The following is a 19,960-nucleotide window of genomic DNA, read 5'->3' as shown; positions in this document are numbered from 1 at the left end:
TTGGCTATATTAGTGAAGAATGAGCGCAGCCAAGCTTTTTAGTCCGCCTTTTATAAAATTGTTATACGTTTACAAACCGCATTAACTTGATATTACCCACGTCAGTGGTGAAACCTTGATTGATATAAAAAGGCTCAAGTTCAGGTAAACAATATAATTCAAAGCATTTAACGGCCCTTAATTTTTGATGCTCTTTGATTAGGCGAATTAACTCATTACCTAAACCTGTTTTTCTTTGGTCAGGTGCTACAATTACATCAAAGATTAACGCCTTAAAAGTAAAGTCCGTTAAAACACGTGCAAAGCCATTTAAACGTCCATTTAAATCGACTAACGCCACACATATTTGCGAACCAGAAACACAATTTTGAGTTTCCTCAAGAGTCCTTCCTTTTGTCCACCATTCATTTTGGTATAGAGCATGTAGCTCACTAATTTGCTCAGCATTTAATTGGTAGATTATATCCATGAAAATGTTACTTCCCTTCTTGTCACCAACACATTTTAGATTCAACAAATATGTTTTTCACCGATTTTGGCTCAAATTCCACATCTAGCGAGGCAATTGCTATAGATACCCAATCAGGAAATTTTGTGCCACTACGCCACTCGATATTAGAACCACAATTACCGCAGAATTTGCGTACGACGTTATCTGAAGATGTATAGGACGATAAGGCTTCTTCACCCGCCACATAGAAGAAATCATTGATTGGAACGCTCGCATACGTAGCGAAAGCTGCACCGTGTTGTTTTTGACACATGCTACAATGGCAATTGGTGACATTTTTCAATGCACTTAGAATTTGATATTTAACTTTACCACACAAACAACTTCCATTATACATAACCAATTTCCTATTCTTTACGCCGTCCACCGGCCTATCGGGCTTGCATCTCTAACTTCAAAGCCATACATATTTTCAAAACCTGGAATATTCTTTTCCCAACAAGGAATACCTTTGCCGATATAATCTCGCACCGCTTCCAAAAACAACTGGGTACGCACTGGTAATCCCCTGTGCGGGTATACGGCTTGCACTGTATGATAATCAGGTAATTTAATATGGGTTAAAATGGGTTTAAGCGCGCCACTTTTTACTTCATCGTTAATGGCAAATGCGGGTACTGCACAATAGGCTGTGCCAGAGACAGCTTTGGCAATTAGTACATCACCATCGTTAGCTCTAAACACACTGTTTATGTCAATTGTCGTGTCATTGCCTTTGTCATCAAAGTAAGGTAATTCGGATATTCGTAAACCATCACTAGCGTAAGTCGCAGCCGGTAACTTTGCCAGCTCTTGCATGTTTTTTGGTTCACCGTATGTTTGCAAAAATTTTGGCGCGGCAACTATCAACATTCTGTTACGCGCTATTGCTCGTGAAATTAAACTGGAATCGCGTGGTGGCCCTACTCTAAATGCCAAATCGTAGCCTTCTCCCACTACATCGACCAATCTATCTTCAAGGCGCATTTCAACTTGTACTTGAGGAAAGCGCTGCTGAAACTCAATCAGCACAGGCAAAATATAACGTTTGCCGATAATGGTTGAACTGGTAATTTTTAATAAGCCTTTAGGTTCTGTGTGGTAATTTTGCGCAATTGTCAGCGTTTCACCGAGTAAATCCCTTAACTCTTTGGCTTTTTTTAACATTTCAGAGCCCGCAGCCGTTAGCGAGAACGAGCGAGTTGAACGATTTAACAAACGCACGCCTAAGTCGTCTTCTAGCTTATTCATCTGTTTTGAAACGACGGATCTATCTATATTTCTCAGTTCGGCAACTTTAGCAAACGAGCCCTGCTCGACCACTTCAAGAAACATTAAAATTCGACTGGTTGTATCCATATCATTGCCTATGAAAGCGTAAACACAAAATCTATTGTTGCCATTGTGGCACTAATAAATGGAAAAATGAATGCTTTTTCTTTGCTTGGTCAGTTTTTAATATGGTGTCATTGATATTAGGAGAAAAAATATGTTCGTATTAAATAAGACTATCACCCAACTGGTTTTCGCAACTGGTTTTGCTATTTCAGTGGTAGCTTGTAGCCAACCGGAGCAGAGCCAGCAAGCACAAGCGGGTCAGCAAATGGCGTTACCAATAGAAGTTGCGCAAGTAGTATATAAACCATTACAAAGTTGGTTTACCTATTCAACTCGCCTAGAAGCGCCAGAAAGAATTGCATTACGTCCACGTGTTTCAGGGGTAATAGATTCAGTTGAGTTTACTGAAGGCCAGTTGGTTAAAAAAGGTCAATTATTATTTACCTTAGACCCTCGCCCATTCGAAGCACAAGTTGCACGTTTAACGGCCGAATTAGCCAGCGCACAAGCAGCTTTTGAGCAAGCTCAAAATGAAGCTGAGCGTGCACAAAGATTACGCAGCCGCAACGCAATTTCAGCCGAAGAAGCGGAAGCGCGCACTACAGCCGTTAAACAAAGTGAAGCGCATATTGCAGCAGTTCAAGCTCAGTTAAACACAGCTGCACTTGATTTAGAGTTTAGCCAAGTACGCTCACCAATTGATGGCATTATCTCACGCGCTGAAATTACTAAAGGTAATACGGTAAACGCCAATCAAAGTGTATTAACTAGCATAGTTTCAGATGAAAAAATGTATGCGTACTTTGCGCACTTGGAACCAACATTTTGGTCAACAAGCCTATCAAGCAGGTTTATCTGTGGTTATGCAGTTGTTAGGTAATGACAGCTTCCCACACCAAGGTGAAGTCGACTTTATCGATAACCAAATTAATACTTCAACCGGTACTTTGCGAGTACGTGCTGTATTTAGCCAAACAGATGGTGATTTACGCTCAGGTGCCTTTGCGCGGATAAAAATTGCAGGGCAAAAAGCCTATGAGCAAGTGTTGATACCGGAAAAAGCCTTAGGCACAGATTTAAAAAATCGTTTTGTACTAATTGTTGATGAACAAAACATTTTGCAATACCGACCTGTTACTTTAGGCGATAGATATGGCGAATTTAGAGCCATTACCTCTGGCTTACAACCGCAAGATACCATAGCAGTAAACGGCCCAGCACGTGTTGGCCCAGGTATGCCAATTGCGCCACAAGTTACCCATTTAGATACGTCAAAAATTGCTTTAACACTTGAACATTTTCTGCCGAATAAAGACGGCGCAACAACATTATTAACGGCTCAAGCGCAATAAGGGTCTGATACTACATGAACTTTTCACATTTTTTTATTAAGCGGCCGATATTCGCGGCCGTGCTTTCAATGATAATTTTTATTGGCGGCGCAATATCTTTGTTCCAATTACCTATTAGTGAATACCCTGAAGTTGTGCCACCAACTGTTGTAGTTAGCGCTTCATACCCAGGTGCGAACCCAAAAGTAATTGCTGAAACAGTCGCAACGCCATTAGAGCAAGAAATTAACGGTGTTGAGAGCATGTTATATATGTCATCTCAAGCAACTGGTGATGGTCGTATGTCACTCACTGTTACCTTTGCATTGGGCACAGATTTAGATAAAGCACAGCAACGTATTCAAAATCGCGTAAATGCTGCATTGCCGCGTTTACCCGAGGAAGTTCAGCGTTTAGGTGTTATTGCGCAAAAATCTTCACCAAACTTAACTATGGTTGTGCATTTATATTCGCCAGATGAAACGCGCACTTCGGATTATTTATCTAACTACGCTGATTTATATGTCAAAGACCAAATTGCCCGTATTGGTGGTGTTGGTCAAGTTCGTGTATTTGGTGGCGGTAAATATGCAATGCGAGTGTGGTTAGAACCTGACGCATTAGCCGCACAACAGTTAACAGCATCTGATGTGGTATCTGCATTACGTACGCAAAACCGTCAAGTAGCGGCTGGTAGTTTAGGCTCTCAACCTGTGCCAAGTGATGCACAATTTCAATTATTGCTAAACGTTAAAGGTCGTTTAGAGAGTGTTGAAGAATTTGAACAAGTTATCATTAAAGTTGGTGAAAATGGCGCAATTACGCGTTTGCAAGATGTTGCACGGGTAGAAGTTGGTCAAGACAGTTACGCCCTTCGTTCGTTATTAAACGGCCAACAAGCTGTAGCTATGCCGGTTTTCCAACGCCCTGGTTCCAATGCAATTGAATTATCCGATCAAGTTCGTGCAACTATGGCTGAATTAGCCAAAGAATTTCCGGCTGGCATGACCTACGACATAGTATACGATCCAACTGTATTCGTACGTGGTTCAATTGAAGCGGTAATTAAAACTCTAATTGAAGCCATTATCTTGGTTGTAATTGTTGTTGTGGTGTTTTTACAAACTTGGCGCGCATCCATCATACCGCTAATTGCTGTACCTGTATCATTAGTGGGTACCTTTGCAGTAATGCAATGGTTAGGCGTAAGCATTAATACCTTATCCTTATTTGGTTTAGTGTTAGCCATAGGTATTGTTGTTGATGATGCCATAGTGGTAGTCGAAAACGTTGAGCGTAATATCGCAAATGGCTTGTCGCCTTTTGAAGCGACTAAAGTTGCGATGACCGAAGTTACAGGGCCAATTATTGCAATTGCACTGGTATTGTGTGCGGTATTTATTCCAACTGCTTTTATCACAGGTTTAACCGGACAGTTTTACAAACAGTTTGCATTAACCATTACCATTTCTACGATAATTTCTGCATTTAACTCGTTAACTTTATCACCGGCATTGTCTGCGATATTGCTAAAACCGCATGGGGCAAAACCAGATTTATTAACGCGTGTGTTAGATAAATTGTTCGCCAACTGGTTATTTAAACCCTTTAACCGTTTATTTGACCGTAGTGCCAATGCGTATCAATTTACCGTTAAAAAACTGATTCGTTTTGCTGCTGTTGTTGGTGTGGTTTATGTTGGTTTATTAGCCTCAACTGGCGGGTTATTCACCTCAGTTCCGGGTGGGTTTATTCCAGCGCAAGATAAACAATATTTGGTTTCTATTGCGCAGTTACCTGACGCATCTAGCTTAGACAGAACCGAAGCTGTGGTGATGCAAATGTCGGAAATAGCCCAACAAGTTCCGGGTGTTGCAAACTCAGTCGGCTTCCCAGGTTTGAATATTAACGGCTTTACCAATAGCCCAAACAGTGCAGTAATTTTCACTCCACTTGAAGATTTTGACAAACGTAACGATCCAAGTATGTCAGCCGCAGCGATTGCCGCTGAATTAAACAAACGTTACGCGGTAATTGATGAAGCTTTTGTCGCTGTATTCCCGCCACCACCAGTATTGGGTTTAGGCACTACAGGTGGGTTCAAACTACAGCTAGAAGATAGAGGGAATTTAGGTTTTGAAACTTTATTTAATAGCTTACAAACAGTTATGGCTGCGGGCAATCAAAGACCTGAATTAATGGGCTTGTTTTCAAGCTTCCGAATTCAAGTACCACAAATGGATATTGATATCGACCGTGAACAAGCTTTATTACAAGGCATTCCATTAACTGAAGTATTTAACGCCTTGCAGGTTTATTTAGGCTCAGTTTATGTAAACGACTTTAATATGTTTGGCCGTACTTATCAGGTAACAGCGCAAGCTGATGCTGAATATAGGTTGGATGCTAAACAAATTTTAAGCTTAAAGGTGCGTAATAACCGAGGTGAGATGGTACCGCTGGGCGCAGTTATTAAAGTTACACCAACAACTGGGCCAGATCGGGTAATGCATTACAATGGTTATCCGAGTGCTGAATTAAATGGTAGCCCTGCGTTTGGCTACAGTAGCGACCAAGCCAAACAAGCAATCGAACAAGTATTGGCTGAAACCTTACCTGAAGGTATGGCGTATGAATGGACAGAAGTAACTTATCAACAAATATTGGCCGGCAACACCATGATATATATCTTCCCACTAGTTGTGTTGTTGGTATTTATGGTGTTAGCGGCTCAGTATGAAAGTTTGCGTTTACCGTTGGCAATTATTTTAATTGTACCTATGACAATATTCTCAGCACTTGCGGGCGTATGGTTAGTTGGTGGCGACAATAATATCTTCACCCAAATAGGCTTAATTGTATTGGTAGCCCTGGCCTGTAAAAACGCAATATTAATGGTTGAATTTGCCAAAGACCAACAAGATGCAGGCATTTCAAAACTGCAAGCCATTATTGAAGCAGGTCGTTTACGTTTACGCCCAATTTTAATGACGTCAATAGCCTTTACCGCTGGTGTGGTGCCACTTGTATTAGCATCTGGTGCAGGCTCAGAAATGCGTCAAGCCATGGGTGTCGCTGTATTCTCAGGCATGATTGGGGTCACTGTGTTTGGTTTATTATTCACTCCTGTGTTCTATGCATTAGTTGCAAAAGAAACAGACAAAACCATTGAATCGAAAGAAAGTTTATCAAGCGAGTCGAAATAAATGAACAACTTGTACACTAAGCCAAAAGCGGTATTTGCTGCAGTTGCAACCAGTTTATTATTGGCAGCTTGTAGCAGTACGGCCGATTACCAGCAACAAATGGCGACAGAAACAGCTAAACATAGTTATTTTAGTAGCCACCCTCTGTTGCAACAAAACAAAGCAACAGGCGAAATAAGCCAGAACAAACAATGGTGGTTTAACTATCAAAGTGAACAGTTAAACGCTTTGGTGGTAAAAGCACAGCAAAATAATCTTAATTTACAAAGTGCGGCAAAACGTTATTTGGCTGCGCAACAGAGACTAGGTGCCAGCGAAGCGCAATATTTACCGCAAGGTGGATTAAATGCTGAAGCGACCCGCGCATCTGTTGCCAATCAAATTAGTGAAGAAGCCAGCTTTGGAATTGGTTTGTCTTGGCAGCTTGATTTATTTGGCCGCATTTCCGCCCTAGTAGATGCGGCGCATGCGGCAAAAGCGAGCGCATATGAAACTCAAGTGGCGATCAATACGCAAGTCACCTCTGGTGTTATCCGCAGCTTTATTGAGTGGCAAGGTTTGTCACTCAAACAACAAATTGTTCAAGCGCAAATTAAAGCGTTAGAAGAAAGTGTTGAAGTATTACAAGCACGTGTGGATGAAGGTTTTGCGTCTAATTTAGATTTAGACAGAACCTATGCTCAGTTAAATCAACAACTCGCAATATTGCCACAGTTAGACAATCAAAGGTTTAACTTGCAAGCAAGCATTGCTGTGTTATTAGCAAGCACACCAGAGCAAATTAAACTTACTTTTGAACCTGAACTATTCGCTGATGGATTATCAACTCAGTTAGACATAGCCGACAGCAAACAAGCTTTATTACTGCGCCCAGAAATTGGCCAAGCATATTATCAACTTATGCAACAAACGGCTTTGTCTGATTCAGCTAAAGCCGCGCTGTGGCCGGATATTTCGATTGGTGGTTTTGCTGGCTTATTAAACCCAACGAATGTCAGTTTATCGACACGTGATGATGCTTGGTCGGTTACCCCAAGCATTAGCTGGTCTATTTTAAGTTGGCCAGCGCTTAAGCAACAAGCTGATGCGCAACAAACCTTAGCAAAAGCGGCTTACGACAATTACCAACAGAGCATTGTTGAAGTAATTGCAGAGTCTCAAGTCGCGTTAAATAGTTTGGCACAATCGCAAAAGCATACCGAATATGCAGATGCCAGATTGGGTTTTGCAGACAATGCGTTAAACCAAGCACAGGCTATGTATGAAGAAGGACAAGTTCCATATTTAGATTTATTGTCGGCTCGGCAAGATGCTTTACTTGCCAAACAGTCTGCAGTAGATGCTAAAATTAACCTAATGTTAGCTAAAGTTACAACGTACAAAGCTTTTAGCGGTATGTGGAGTCGTTAATCATGCAAAATTTACCCAAGTTTATGCAAGCCATAGCGCTTGAATCAGCTAATGAAAACTTTAAATTAGTTGAAGTTGAATTGCCTGTCCCTACTCCAGCTGATAACGAATTATTGGTTAAAGTTGAGTATGTAGGTTTGAATCCGGTAGATGCCAAACTGGCTAAAAAAGGATTTCCAGATTGGCAATATCCACATATTCTTGGGTTAGACGCGGTTGGCACTGTAGTTGAAGCGCCAGTTGGCGCATCACCTGGTGTTGGCGAGCGAATCATGTGGCACGCTGATTTGTCTGGGCAAGGCGTATTAAGTGAATACACCACAATTGCCAATTACGCAGCAACCGCTGTTTCAAACAGTATTGAACCGCAAGATGCAGCAACATTGCCTTGCGCTGGATTAACAGCAATGTTTGCGTTAGATAAAATGCAAATTAAACAAGGTGACTTATTTTTTGTTGATGGTGGTGCCGGTGCTGTTGGCCAATATGCTATTCAATTAGCTGCAAAACGTGGTGCAATTGTGTATGCAAGTGCTTCAAAAAAGAATCATGCATTATTACAGAAGCTCGGTGCAGAAATGGTGTTTGACTACAAAGAGAAAGACTTTGTAAAACACGTGCAACAACAAATTGGCCAAACCCAATTTGATGCTGTGTTAGATACCATAGGTGGTGACAACACAGCGCGTAACATAGAAATGATGCGTTTTTGTGGACGCATTGCTTGCTTGAACGGTTTACCACCACTAGACAATAATATGTTATTTAGGAAAGCACCTAATATCAGTATTGTTGCTTTAGGCGGCGCATGGTTAACCAAAAGTTTATGCGCACAACAATGTATGAGTATGTGTGGGAAAAGTTTAATTGAAGAAGTGCAACAAGGCGACCTACAAACTCTAGAAGTTATTCCAGTTGATTTTAACGCCTCTGCTATTACCCAAGCTCTGCATGATCAATTAGCGTTTAAGCAAGTTGGTAAGCGAGTGGTAAAGGTAAGCTGAACTCGGGATAAGCAAAAATAAAAGCCCGCGTTAATCTAAACCGCGGGCTTTGTTTTAAGCAAGTTTATCGGAACTTGTTAAATCATTTCAAAGTTAGAAACTACCTTGAGCTTGAGTCACGTCACAATTACCTGTGTTAAAGTTATTGTTCGGATCTTGCTCCCATTGACGTACAGTAAATGGTGAATCTTCTTGGCGAATAATACATTTCCACGATACTTGCGTATTTGTAGGTAGATTGATTACACCTTCCCAAGTTGGATAGTTAGTTGGATTTAACTTAACCGCAGCTGCTGCATCCCAGCTACCTATTGCAGCATCACTACCAACAACATACACACTGTCACCCATATTGGTATTACCATTTGCACAACTGAAGGTAATTGGGCATGAACCACCCGTGATTGGCTGCTCAACTTCTACTGATAACCCAGCGCAGTTCGCTACAGCAGGATCAAAAGTGATTTTGTAGGTTGTATTAGCATTTACGGTAAAATCAGCAGTTGGGCAGCTATTGTTCCAGTTAGTATTTGAGTCACGTACTTTAAAGCGAGGGCCACCATTCGCATCACCCGTACCAAAAGTTTTAGTGATAGTATAAACACTGCCTTCTTGGGTCATAACATCAGCGCCCCATTCATTTTCAGTGCCACTGAAATACCAAGCAGCCGGAGGTGGTGGAGGTGGATTTCCGCCGCCCAACCACATACGCGCCGAACGAGCCGGAATTGTTACGCCTTGGCTAGCACCAGAAATGGTTAAAGTTGAACCAGAAATTTGATCTGTGTAAGTGCCTACATTTAAGCCTGTGGTATTAAGTGTATGAGTAACAGCGTTACCACATTTGTTGATACCGACTAAACCAGAATCACCACGGCGGAAGTAGATAACACAGCCATCAGAAGACAAGACTTCCATAGTTGTGCCTTGCACTGTGTTGTGGAAATTAATCATGCTGGTTAGATCAACATCTTTATATGCGTCAACCCAACGGCCGTTAAATTTAGTTGTTTCATTGTTATCGGTGTAAACCAATGGCACACCACCATCACGACCTAAAATATAGGCATAGGCTAGCTTTTCATCTTCTTCTGAAAATAAGAAGCCATTAAAACCATCGTTTTGTGGCATATCATGGGTGATTACAAAGGTAACAGCTCTATCGTTTGGTAAGGTGTTCGGTTGAGCTAACGAAGACAAACTACCACTCACATCCATAGCGTGGTCAATATCGTTAAATAAACGGAAATCGTACGCGCCCATGCGCACATCTGTATTGTCTAGATATGGCTGCAAATAAGTGCTGTCATCTGCACTGCTGTGAGAAATAATTTCAGAGAATACATGAATGCCATCTAACACATCTGAGTTAAACACCCAATTTAAATGTTCCCATTTCATGTGTTTAACCGCATCGATACGGAAACCGTCTACACCTAAAGCTTTTAGCGCTTCTAAGTAGGCGATTTGATTAGTACGTATCCATTCGCCAGAGCCATCAGTCGCTTCGCCACGTAAATCTGGTAAACCAACATCTGGAGCAGCACCACATAAACGGTTCCAAGTTGAATCCCACCAGTTGCCCCAATCAGAAATACAATTTGCATTTGCACCATCATGAAAATCACCCGGGCCAAATAAACCACCTGACAAATCGCCATATAGTTTGTTCGCATTGTATTCAGGCGTATTAACATCAAAGCCTGGATACTGCTCTTGGCCTTTGGTCATGCCCATATTAGCCATATGGTTAAAAATAACGTCAACATATAAATTAACGCCACGTGCTTCTAATGCGTTAACCATATCGATAAAGTCTTGTTTATTACCTAAAGGGCCTAACAAAATTCGGTAATCTAATGGCTGATAACGTGCCCACCAAGAGCTACTTGGATTTGAAAGATAAGGTGGTGACACTAAAACTGATTTATAGCCTAATGCTGCAATTTCATCAGCACGCTCAGTAACTGAGTCATATTGCCAGTTAAATGCATGTAACATTACGTCTGCCGACGCTGTATTGGAAAAAGTAGTTGATAATACGGCGGCCGCAAGTGCGCCCTTCACCGCTTGTGTGAGTTTTTTGTTCATTTTAATCCCTCGGTTTTTGTCATGTGTATGTATGCTTGTTAGATTCAAAGAAACATTTAAGTAACATTTAAATCACATACATTAATACCTAACAAAACCTAGGTCTGGCAATTTGAATACGTATGCATTTTTGCAAGTGAAAGTTAATTTTCGAGAAAATAAAACCATGGCTTAAACATTGCTATAACGAACAAAAACATACTAAACAAATGATTTTAAATAAGTTAATTTCCACACACAAAACAACAAACTCGATAAGTTCACAACAAAGAGCCAGCAATATTTTTTATATAAAACTAGAGTTCGAACAAATTAATACTTGCATTATTGAATTAGTGGAAATTAAAAGCTGTTACAAAATATACATAAAAAGATACGTAACGTAAGTTTTCAGCTGTAACAGCAATAGAAACAAGCTAGCTAATGAGTAAAAATAAACAGTGCCACCGATAGACACGGTTAGGTAAAATCCGTATATTTAGTCTAGAGTGTTAATAACTCTTTAAGGTTTTGTGTGTATGCTGCAAATTTTCAAATTAAAATCGATTCGCTCTGTCTTGGTTATAGTCATCTCTAGTTGCTGCTTTAATGCCATTGGCGCAACAGATGTTGTAACCAACAAAAAATCAAACGCAAAAAGCAATTATATGACAGGCTTACTTGAACTCGCTCTGTCATATTCAGATAAAACTTACAGACTAACCGACACCGACGAATTGTTATCAAAATCTCGGGTATTAGAGTCAATGAAAAATGGAAGCGTTCATGTGACTTGGGGTGGTACATCTGAAAAAATGGAGTCGGATTACATCCCTGTTCGAATAGATACCTATCGTGGCCTTATGAGCCACAGAATATTGTTAATCCGTAGTGGTGATCAAGCAAAATTCAGTCAAATAAAAACAGCCGCAGACTTACAAACTATTAAGTTCGGCCAAGGCCGTCGCTGGCAAGATACAAAAATTCTTGAAGCGGCTGGATTAAAAGTTATTAAGTCGAACAAGAAAAATAATTTGTATTTTATGTTGGATGGCGATCGTTTTGATGCCTTCCCTCGAGGCGCAAGCGAAGCGATAGTTGAGGTAAACAACCACCCGGAATTACCACTGGCTATCGAACAAGATCTAGTGATTATTTATCCTTTACCAACCTACTTTTTTGTGTCCAAACACTATCCAGCATTAGCCAAAGATCTTGAATTTGGAATGGAAGCTATCTTAGCGGACGGTAAATTTGATGAATATTTTTACGGTAGCCCTGAAATACAAGCAACACTTGAGGGGGTTAAGCTAAGTCAACGTCGCGCTATTCGCTTGGAAAACCCATACTTACCAAAAGCGACCCCTTTGCACCGTAAGGAGTTATGGTTAAATTTAACCAGTAATTAGCGGCTGCTGAGTCGCGAAAAAAAGCGTATATTAGCCAGGTGAAAAATCACTTTGGTTAATAACAATGACGGACAAATTACAGGTATCTCTTTCAAACGACACCCCAACAGCACATTGGGGTGACGACGCTATTCTTTCCACCACTGAACTCGGTTTTGTGATCCATGGTGCATTTAAAAAATCCGAACAGTTAGAATTAATTCAAACATGCGCACGTAAAATTCAAAGTTTTGGTGTAAATGATGTTCAGCTAGCTGGCCCTTGGGGCGTTGAACAACAGTGGGCTTTCTACCAAGGTTTTGCCACTGCCAAACTAAAACAAAATGTAGAATGGACAGCTGTTGGTGCGCCTATTTTACAAGATTATAAAACTGTTTATGATTGGGCAAAACTGCTAATTAACCTACCCCCACAAGACATTTACCCGCAAAGTTTAGCTGAACAAGTACAAAGCTTTATATCTTTGTTGGCACCTGATTATGTCTCTAGCGAGATATTGGTTGGTGACGAATTGTTAGAGCACGGCTGGGTTGGCACCCACACTGTTGGCCGCGCCAGCGTTAAACCACCAGTTATGCTGATTTTAGATTACAACCCTACAGGCAATGACAATGCGCCGATTGATTATGCGTTAGTCGGTAAAGGCATCACCTTTGATAGCGGCGGTTATTCGCTTAAATCGTCAGAAGGTATGCTGAGTATGAAATGCGATATGGGCGGCGCGGCAACTGTAGCTGGCGCGCTGGCACTAGCTATTTTGCAAGGTAGCACAAAACGCATCAAGCTCATTTTATGTTGTGCTGAAAACTTAGTGGCCGGCAACGCAGTTAAACTAGGCGATATTATTACCTACAAAAACGGCACAACGGTTGAAGTTGTTAACACTGATGCTGAAGGGCGTTTAGTATTAGCCGACGGGCTTATTTTGGCAACTGAACTTGGCGCTAAACATATAATTGATGCTGCTACTTTAACGGGTGCAGCCAGTGTTGCGCTTGGTCGTGACTACAATGCTTTATTCGCACTCGATAAAAACATTCTAAAACGTACCATAGAAGTAGCTGATGAATGTAATGAAGGTGTTTGGCCACTACCACTTGAAAAGTTCCATCGCGACAGGTGCCCTTCTCCATATGCCGAAACAGCGAACAGCCGAGCAGTTAAAGGCGGCGGTGCTGGCGGCGCATCTAACGCAGCAGGTTTCTTATCAAGATTTGTAAATGAAGAAGGTATTGGCTGGTTACATGTAGATTTAGCTGCTGCATTTAACCAATCCGATACTCCCCTATTTGCCGCAGGTGCAACTGGCGTGGGCATTAGAACAATTGCGGCGTTAATTGTGTAACTGTCTCGTAAAATCGATAAGCCCTCTAAACATAGAGGGCTTTCACAGTTTAACTTTGCTAATCAGTTTATTTAGTCCAAGTATAAGTTAAGTTTTGAGTCTGTGATGAGGTAACACCACCGGCACTCACAGAGATAGTTGCAGAGTATTTAATTACGACTTTATTGGCTGTTCGCTCAACTTCTTCAAATGAAAAATCACTAACAGTAACCCCTTCAACTTCAGTGATTTCTTTAAATTGACTGCCTATCTGATCTGTATTTGTCGGAGGTGTGGTGTTTTGAATAGTAATGCTCGGTATATCCACAGTAACCTCAACAGGCGAAGTAACAGTCGATGTACCGGTAACGACTAAAGTCCAGTCACCGTCACCACCCACACCAGGGTCGATTACTATTCCATCACCTTCAAAGGTGATATTGTCTGGCCATGCGAATTGTGCCAAATCAGGAATTGTAATGCCTGTAGGTAATTCACCAGATGCGTTTAACGCACTATATAAATCATCATATCTTGCTTTTAACGTGGACAAGTAACTTGAAAAATCAGTGGTTAAGCCATTATTGTCCAATGAAGCACTAATGCCCATATAAAACTTTTCAATTTCTGCAGTTATGTCTGTCTCAGTGGCAAAGCTAGCATTTAGCATGGCAAGCTGAGATTTAAATGATGACTGTGAATCTGAGCTCAAAGCAGTCGCCAACATAGATGCATCAGGGATCTCAATATCAAACAGATTGGTATTGGCATCCGAAGATAAACCAAAAGAAGTCATAACAACCTCAGTGGCGACTTTTTGTAAATTTTCTAACGCAGCAGGCGTGATATTTTCTAAACTGCCGACTTGCGACAGAATAACCTCTGTAGCAGCGCTGGTGAGTGAATTGACAGGAATATCACTGACTGCACTAGCCCCTTGTTCAAGTGAAAAATTCGACTTTAATTCTAAACCAGCTAACTCAGTTGCTGTCATGGTATCACCGCGATTAACCGAGCCACATTTGTCGGCATCACACACCATAGTTGTATTAGCGTTTGTCGTTACTTTAACAACCATTGCCATATCACCAGAAGCAGCAGGAATAGATATATCAAACTGACCATTTTCATCTGTCATCCCTGAGCCAACAGAAGTACTCATGTCACCACCAGCATACAAGTTAACATCAGCATTTGCCAAAGTGCCTTTTACAACTTTACCTTGAACGCTGACCTGCTGAACTTTGTCATCGTCATCATCACCCAAACAGGCAGTTAAACCACTAATCAATATAAGACTGCAAATGAATCTAGTGGTATCCCAACTAAATTTTGTGCTCATTTTTATGTTTCCTTATAAGTTAATCAGAACTAATCCCAAGCAACTTTAATCTGCTGAAACACAGCCTAAAGCCAACATATTAAAGTTGTTAAGAAGATGCCCAAACGAGGGAAGGATTGAACTCACAGCTTCGATGCAGTGTGCTCAAGTCGTCTGGGTAATTAAAAGGTTAGTAGAGGTGTGGGGTTATTTCGCGCAAAAACTTGTACTTTGTTAGACAAATAACCAATATATTTAGTCTAAAAAACTATACAAAAATATTAAATTTTGGCGCGTTAAATGCGTAACATTGTAGACGTGATACTTAGTGGTTCTAATTCTCCCAAGGAAAATCTATCCAGATCTCTTGCTCGACTTGCTCCACGCTGTACTTAACCAAATCAGCGCCTTGGGGTTTCACATAGACACAGGCAAAATCAGCATGCGGATAAGACTGCTTTAAGAATTTAACCGTACTGCCAGTATCCACTAAATCTTCAACAAACAACCAACGTTGCGGCTGTATACGCGCGCTTTCTAGCAAATAAGCGGGTTTAACTAACTCTATTTTACCTTGCTGTGTACCTCGATAGCTTTGCACACCTATAGTTTCAACCATGCGAATATCTAACTCACTCGATAAAATAGCCGCAGGCACTAAACCACCTCGAGTTACGGCAACGATACCGTCATATTTTTCTAGCGGAATTAATTGTGCAAGCCGTTTACAAGCAAAGTTTGCCAATCTAATACTAATTTTTCTGTCATTTTACGCTCTTTTTAACACCTTTATTTCAGTATGAATTTGATATAAAAAACCGATGTTAGTGGAAGTGATGGGGTAGTTATTTAGAGCAAAACTTCTTTTTCATGGATGAAAAAGCAGAGCGTACAAGGACGTATTCACAGCGTTTTTGCGAAAATAACTACCTCATCTCTTCATTTGCACTGTTTATCCCAAACACAAATAAAAAAGGCGTGATCATCAGACCCCGCCTTTTAAACATAGTCAAATTATAGAATAAATTCGACTATTAACCCGCAAATACTCGCGCATTACGGAACATACGAACCCATGGGCTATCTTCTTTCCAGTCATCTGGATGCCAAGAGTTACTTACAGTTCTAAATACACGCTCAGGGTGTGGCATCATAACAGTCACACGGCCATCTTTACTTGCAAGTGAAGTAATACCAGCTGGTGAACCATTCGGGTTAGCTGGGTATTGAGTCGTCGGCTGACCATAGTTGTCTACAAAACGTAATGCTACTGTGCCGCTAGCTTCAGCTGCTTGTAATGCTGCATCGTTAGCAAATTCCGCACGACCTTCACCGTGAGAAACGGCGATCGCCATACGTGAACCTTCCATACCTTGGAAGAAAACTGAGTTAGACTTTTGTACTTCAACCAAGCTGAAACGCGCTTCAAAACGCTCAGAAATGTTGCGTACAAAACGAGGCCAGTGATCAGTACCAGGAATTAACTCTTTTAAGGTACTTAACATCTGACAACCATTACACACACCTAATGCAAAGGTGTTGTTGCGCTCAAAGAATTGTTGGAACTGCTCACGTGCACGGTCGTTAAATAAGATTGATTTAGCCCAACCTTCACCCGCACCTAAAACGTCACCGTATGAGAAACCACCACAAGCGACTAAACCAGCAAATTGGTCTAATGATATGCGGCCAGATAAAACGTCACTCATGTGTACATCAATTGCTTCAAAACCTGCACGGTCAAATGCCGCTGCCATTTCAACATGAGAGTTAACGCCTTGCTCACGTAAAATCGCCATCTTAGGATTAACACCTTTAGCAATATAAGGCGCAGCTACATCTTCATTTAAATCAAAAGTTAATGAAGGTTGTAAACCTGGGTCTTTCGCATCCGCTTTAGCATCAAACTCTTGTTTAGCACAGTCAGGGTTATCACGTAACGCCTGCATTTGGTAAGTTGTTTCCGCCCAAGCTAAACGGAAGTTTACGCGGCTATCTGCTAATACAGTTTCACCGTTAAAGCTAAACTCAACTTGGTCAGTGTCGTTTAGTGTACCAATATCTGTGCTTAACTCAGCTAAGTTGTGTGCTGCTAATACAGCTTCAACTGCAGCTACATCTGTTGCTTTAACTTGAATAACAGCACCTAACTCTTCTGCGAATAAGGTAGATAACGCATCAGCACCTAAGTTAGAAACATCAACAGTTACACCAGTCTTACCTGCGAATGCCATTTCAGTAACAGTTGTGAATAAACCACCGTCTGAACGGTCGTGATAAGCCAATAATTTGCCATCTGCAATTAATGCTTGAATTGCATTGTAGAAGTTAGCCAATAGTTCAGGTTTATCTAAGTCTGGACCTACAGAACCAAGTTGTTGGTAAACTTGCGCTACACAAGATGCACCTAAACGGTTTTGTTTGTTACCTAAATCGATTGCGATTAAACGAGTTTCACCTTGGTCAGTGCGTAATTGAGGTGTTACGGTTTTACGTACATCTTCAGTACGTGCAAACGAAGTAATAATTAACGACATTGGCGCAGTAACAGATTTGTCTTCACCGCTTTCATTCCAAGCGGTTTTCATCGACATTGAGTCTTTACCAACTGGAATAGTTAAGCCTAATGCAGGACATAACTCTTCACCAACGGCTTTAACCGCTTCGTATAAACCAGCGTCTTCACCCGGGTGACCGGCAGCAGACATCCAGTTAGCAGATAATTTAATGCGTTTTAATTCGCCAATGTTTGCTGCCGCAATATTGGTAATACTTTCAGCAACAGCCATACGCGCTGACGCACCAAAGTTAAGTAGTGCAAGTGGTGTACGCTCACCCATTGCCATTGCTTCACCGTGGTAGCTATCTAAAGATGCTGTTGTTACCGCAACGTTAGACACTGGCACCTGCCAAGGACCAACCATTTGGTCACGTGCAACCATACCAGTAACAGAACGGTCACCGATTGTGATTAAGAATGTTTTTTCAGCGATAGTTGGTAAACGTAATAAACGATATGCAGCTTCTTTTACATCTACATCTAACGATAATTCTTCAGCGGCTAATTTAGCAGACTGAACATCACGATGCATTTTCGGCGCTTTACCTAATAAAACTTCTAACGGTAAGTCGATAGGTTTGTTATCAAAATGGCTATCGTTAAGCGTTAAGTGACGTTCTTCAGTCGCTTCACCAATCACAGCATATAAGGCGCGCTCACGCTTACAAATTGCTGCGAAGATATCAATTTTTTCAGCTGGAATTGCTAATACATAACGCTCTTGTGACTCGTTACACCAAATTTCTAATGGTGACATGCCAGGTTCGTCGTTTAATACGTCACGTAATTGGAAAATACCACCACGCTCACCGTCATTTACTAGCTCAGGCATAGCATTAGATAAACCACCCGCGCCCACATCGTGGATAAACGCGATTGGGTTGTCATCACCCATTTGCCAACATTTGTCGATAACTTCCTGACAACGGCGTTCCATTTCTGGGTTTTCACGTTGCACAGAAGCAAAATCTAAATCAGCACTTGATTGACCTGAAGCCATAGATGAAGCAGCACCGCCACCTAAACCTATGTTCATTGCTGGGCCACCAAGCACAACTAACTTAGCGCCAACAGGAATAATACCTTTTTGTACGTGATCAGTACGGATATTACCTAAACCACCCGCCAACATAATTGGTTTGTGATAACCACGAACTTCTTTACCGTTAAAGCTAGATACTTCAGCTTCGTAAGTACGGAAATAACCCAATAATGCAGGACGACCAAACTCATTGTTAAATGCTGCGCCACCTAATGGGCCTTCAAGCATAATTTCTAATGCGTTAACAATGCGCTCTGGTTTACCGTAGTTGATTTCCCATGGTTGAGTGAAATCAGGAATATTTAAGTTAGAAACTGTGAAACCAACTAAACCCGCTTTTGGTTTAGAACCTCGGCCTGTTGCACCTTCGTCACGAATTTCACCACCAGAACCTGTTGCTGCACCTGGGTATGGAGAAATAGCAGTTGGGTGATTGTGCGTTTCAACCTTCATCAAAATTTCGATATTTTCTTGATGATAGTTATAAATGCCTGTATCTGCATCGGCAAAGAAACGACCACCAAAAGAACCATCCATTACAGCGGCGTTATCTTTATAAGCAGACTGAACATAATCAGGTGTAGTTTCGAACGTATTTTTGATCATTTTGAACAATGATTTAGGTTGTGCTACCCCATCAATTGTCCAATCAGCATTGAATATTTTATGACGACAATGCTCAGAGTTTGCTTGTGCAAACATGTATAATTCGATGTCGTTCGGGTTACGACCTAATTTTTGGAAGTTTTCAACTAAATAGTCAATTTCATCTTCCGCTAGCGCTAAACCCATTGCAACGTTGGCAGTGGCCAAAGCTTCACGGCCACCGCCTAAAATATCAACCGAACGATGTGGCGCAGGTTGCGCTTTTTCAAACAATGCATTCGCTTGGTCAAATTCAGCAAATACAGTTTCCATCATGCGGTCGTGTAATAAATCTTTTAATACATCAAGTTGCTCAGCAGATAATGCATCAACACCTTCAACATAATAAGCAATACCACGTTCAATGCGTTTAACTTTGTCTAAACCACAGTTGTTGGCAATATCAGTTGCTTTAGAAGCCCAAGGTGAAATAGTACCTGGACGTGGCGTTACCAATAACAAAGTGCCAGCTGGCTCATGTTCTTCAATAGTTGGGCCGTACTTTAATAAGCGCGATAACTTTTGATATTCATCTTCAGTTAGCTGTGCAGTTACATCAGCAAAGTGCATGTATTCTGCATAAATATTGGTAATAGCTAAGTTGTTTTGTTCGCAACTGGCAAGCAGTTTTTTAACGCGAAAATCGGACAATGCGGGAGCGCCACGCAAGATTTCCATAAGCAGTTTCACCTGAAAAATATGTCGATGGGATGTAAAGGCGCACATTATACTCAAGATCCACAAAAATGCACGTAAACCATAGCTGCAAATCAAGCTTTGATTGACCAGCTAAACTAGATTCAGCTACTC

At 41.2% G+C, this 19,960-nt stretch carries 12 protein-coding genes and 1 pseudogene; 6 read left to right on the top strand and 7 right to left on the bottom strand.

Features of this window, described 5'->3' with window-relative positions; all coding sequences use genetic code 11:
* Positions 1 to 61 precede the first annotated feature (61 nt).
* The 3 genes from ACMZOO_RS16800 to ACMZOO_RS16790 are packed head-to-tail and all read right to left on the bottom strand — an operon-like array spanning position 62 to position 1,849.
* Complete coding sequence (locus ACMZOO_RS16800) at positions 62 to 469, bottom strand: GNAT family N-acetyltransferase (protein WP_440904445.1); 408 nt, start codon at positions 467 to 469, stop codon at positions 62 to 64.
* Between the two features lie 22 nt (positions 470 to 491).
* Complete coding sequence (locus tag ACMZOO_RS16795) at positions 492 to 848, bottom strand: GFA family protein (RefSeq protein WP_440904444.1); 357 nt, start codon at positions 846 to 848, stop codon at positions 492 to 494.
* A gap of 17 nt (positions 849 to 865) precedes the next feature.
* Entirely contained in the window at positions 866 to 1,849 is a 984-nt protein-coding gene (locus tag ACMZOO_RS16790; RefSeq protein ID WP_440904443.1) for a LysR family transcriptional regulator, read from the bottom strand.
* A 130-nt stretch (positions 1,850 to 1,979) separates the two neighbouring features.
* On the opposite strand from ACMZOO_RS16790, the pseudogene ACMZOO_RS16785 reads away from it, so the two are divergent.
* The 4 genes and pseudogenes from ACMZOO_RS16785 (at position 1,980) to ACMZOO_RS16770 (ending at position 8,779) form a co-directional block, all read left to right on the top strand.
* Positions 1,980 to 3,180: pseudogene (locus ACMZOO_RS16785) on the top strand (efflux RND transporter periplasmic adaptor subunit).
* Positions 3,181 to 3,194: 14 nt separating this feature from the next.
* The gene (locus ACMZOO_RS16780) at positions 3,195 to 6,365 is read left to right on the top strand and encodes an efflux RND transporter permease subunit (protein ID WP_440904442.1); all 3,171 of its coding nucleotides are present in this window, start codon (positions 3,195 to 3,197) and stop codon (positions 6,363 to 6,365) included.
* Positions 6,366 to 7,775 (top strand): TolC family protein, encoded by a 1,410-nt coding sequence (locus ACMZOO_RS16775; protein ID WP_440904441.1) that lies wholly within the window; start codon positions 6,366 to 6,368, stop codon positions 7,773 to 7,775.
* A gap of 2 nt (positions 7,776 to 7,777) precedes the next feature.
* Positions 7,778 to 8,779: a zinc-binding dehydrogenase gene (locus ACMZOO_RS16770; protein WP_440904440.1), complete on the top strand. Its 1,002-nt coding sequence runs from the start codon at positions 7,778 to 7,780 to the stop codon at positions 8,777 to 8,779.
* Positions 8,780 to 8,872: 93 nt separating this feature from the next.
* Here the strand turns inward: ACMZOO_RS16770 and ACMZOO_RS16765 are convergent, their stop codons facing one another.
* Complete coding sequence (locus ACMZOO_RS16765) at positions 8,873 to 10,870, bottom strand: carbohydrate-binding module family 20 domain-containing protein (RefSeq protein WP_440904439.1); 1,998 nt, start codon at positions 10,868 to 10,870, stop codon at positions 8,873 to 8,875.
* Between the two features lie 518 nt (positions 10,871 to 11,388).
* On the opposite strand from ACMZOO_RS16765, the gene ACMZOO_RS16760 reads away from it, so the two are divergent.
* Positions 11,389 to 12,258 carry a diguanylate cyclase gene (locus tag ACMZOO_RS16760; RefSeq protein ID WP_440904438.1) on the top strand — a complete coding sequence of 290 codons (870 nt, stop codon included), beginning with the start codon at positions 11,389 to 11,391 and terminating at the stop codon, positions 12,256 to 12,258.
* A gap of 64 nt (positions 12,259 to 12,322) precedes the next feature.
* On the top strand, positions 12,323 to 13,603 hold the full coding sequence (gene pepB, locus ACMZOO_RS16755) for an aminopeptidase PepB (RefSeq protein WP_440904437.1): 1,281 nt from the start codon (positions 12,323 to 12,325) through the stop codon (positions 13,601 to 13,603).
* A 67-nt stretch (positions 13,604 to 13,670) separates the two neighbouring features.
* Here the strand turns inward: pepB and ACMZOO_RS16750 are convergent, their stop codons facing one another.
* The 3 genes from ACMZOO_RS16750 to purL form a co-directional block, all read right to left on the bottom strand.
* A complete protein-coding gene (locus tag ACMZOO_RS16750; protein ID WP_440904436.1) occupies positions 13,671 to 14,924 on the bottom strand; it encodes a hypothetical protein in 1,254 nt (417 codons plus the stop codon).
* A 313-nt stretch (positions 14,925 to 15,237) separates the two neighbouring features.
* The gene (gene gpt, locus ACMZOO_RS16745) at positions 15,238 to 15,648 is read right to left on the bottom strand and encodes a xanthine phosphoribosyltransferase (protein ID WP_440904435.1); all 411 of its coding nucleotides are present in this window, start codon (positions 15,646 to 15,648) and stop codon (positions 15,238 to 15,240) included.
* A gap of 289 nt (positions 15,649 to 15,937) precedes the next feature.
* Positions 15,938 to 19,828 carry a phosphoribosylformylglycinamidine synthase gene (gene purL, locus ACMZOO_RS16740; protein ID WP_440904434.1) on the bottom strand — a complete coding sequence of 1,297 codons (3,891 nt, stop codon included), beginning with the start codon at positions 19,826 to 19,828 and terminating at the stop codon, positions 15,938 to 15,940.
* Between the last annotated feature and the right edge of the window lie 132 nt (positions 19,829 to 19,960).

The sequence above is a fragment of the Catenovulum sp. SX2 genome (assembly GCF_052056295.1).
In the GTDB taxonomy this organism is placed as follows: domain Bacteria; phylum Pseudomonadota; class Gammaproteobacteria; order Enterobacterales; family Alteromonadaceae; genus Catenovulum.
Note: the sequence above shows the minus strand (reverse complement) of the source record. Positions and strands in the feature narration are given on the sequence as shown.

What these genes read in the sequence shown, in the direction of transcription:
- ACMZOO_RS16800 (WP_440904445.1), bottom strand. Translation starts at nt 469, where the DNA reads ATGGATATAATCTACCAATTAAATGCTGAGCAAATTAGTGAGCTACAT.
- ACMZOO_RS16795 (WP_440904444.1), bottom strand. Translation starts at nt 848, where the DNA reads ATGTATAATGGAAGTTGTTTGTGTGGTAAAGTTAAATATCAAATTCTA.
- ACMZOO_RS16790 (WP_440904443.1), bottom strand. Translation starts at nt 1,849, where the DNA reads ATGGATACAACCAGTCGAATTTTAATGTTTCTTGAAGTGGTCGAGCAG.
- ACMZOO_RS16780 (WP_440904442.1), top strand. Translation starts at nt 3,195, where the DNA reads ATGAACTTTTCACATTTTTTTATTAAGCGGCCGATATTCGCGGCCGTG.
- ACMZOO_RS16775 (WP_440904441.1), top strand. Translation starts at nt 6,366, where the DNA reads ATGAACAACTTGTACACTAAGCCAAAAGCGGTATTTGCTGCAGTTGCA.
- ACMZOO_RS16770 (WP_440904440.1), top strand. Translation starts at nt 7,778, where the DNA reads ATGCAAAATTTACCCAAGTTTATGCAAGCCATAGCGCTTGAATCAGCT.
- ACMZOO_RS16765 (WP_440904439.1), bottom strand. Translation starts at nt 10,870, where the DNA reads ATGAACAAAAAACTCACACAAGCGGTGAAGGGCGCACTTGCGGCCGCC.
- ACMZOO_RS16760 (WP_440904438.1), top strand. Translation starts at nt 11,389, where the DNA reads ATGCTGCAAATTTTCAAATTAAAATCGATTCGCTCTGTCTTGGTTATA.
- pepB (WP_440904437.1), top strand. Translation starts at nt 12,323, where the DNA reads ATGACGGACAAATTACAGGTATCTCTTTCAAACGACACCCCAACAGCA.
- ACMZOO_RS16750 (WP_440904436.1), bottom strand. Translation starts at nt 14,924, where the DNA reads ATGAGCACAAAATTTAGTTGGGATACCACTAGATTCATTTGCAGTCTT.
- purL (WP_440904434.1), bottom strand. Translation starts at nt 19,828, where the DNA reads ATGGAAATCTTGCGTGGCGCTCCCGCATTGTCCGATTTTCGCGTTAAA.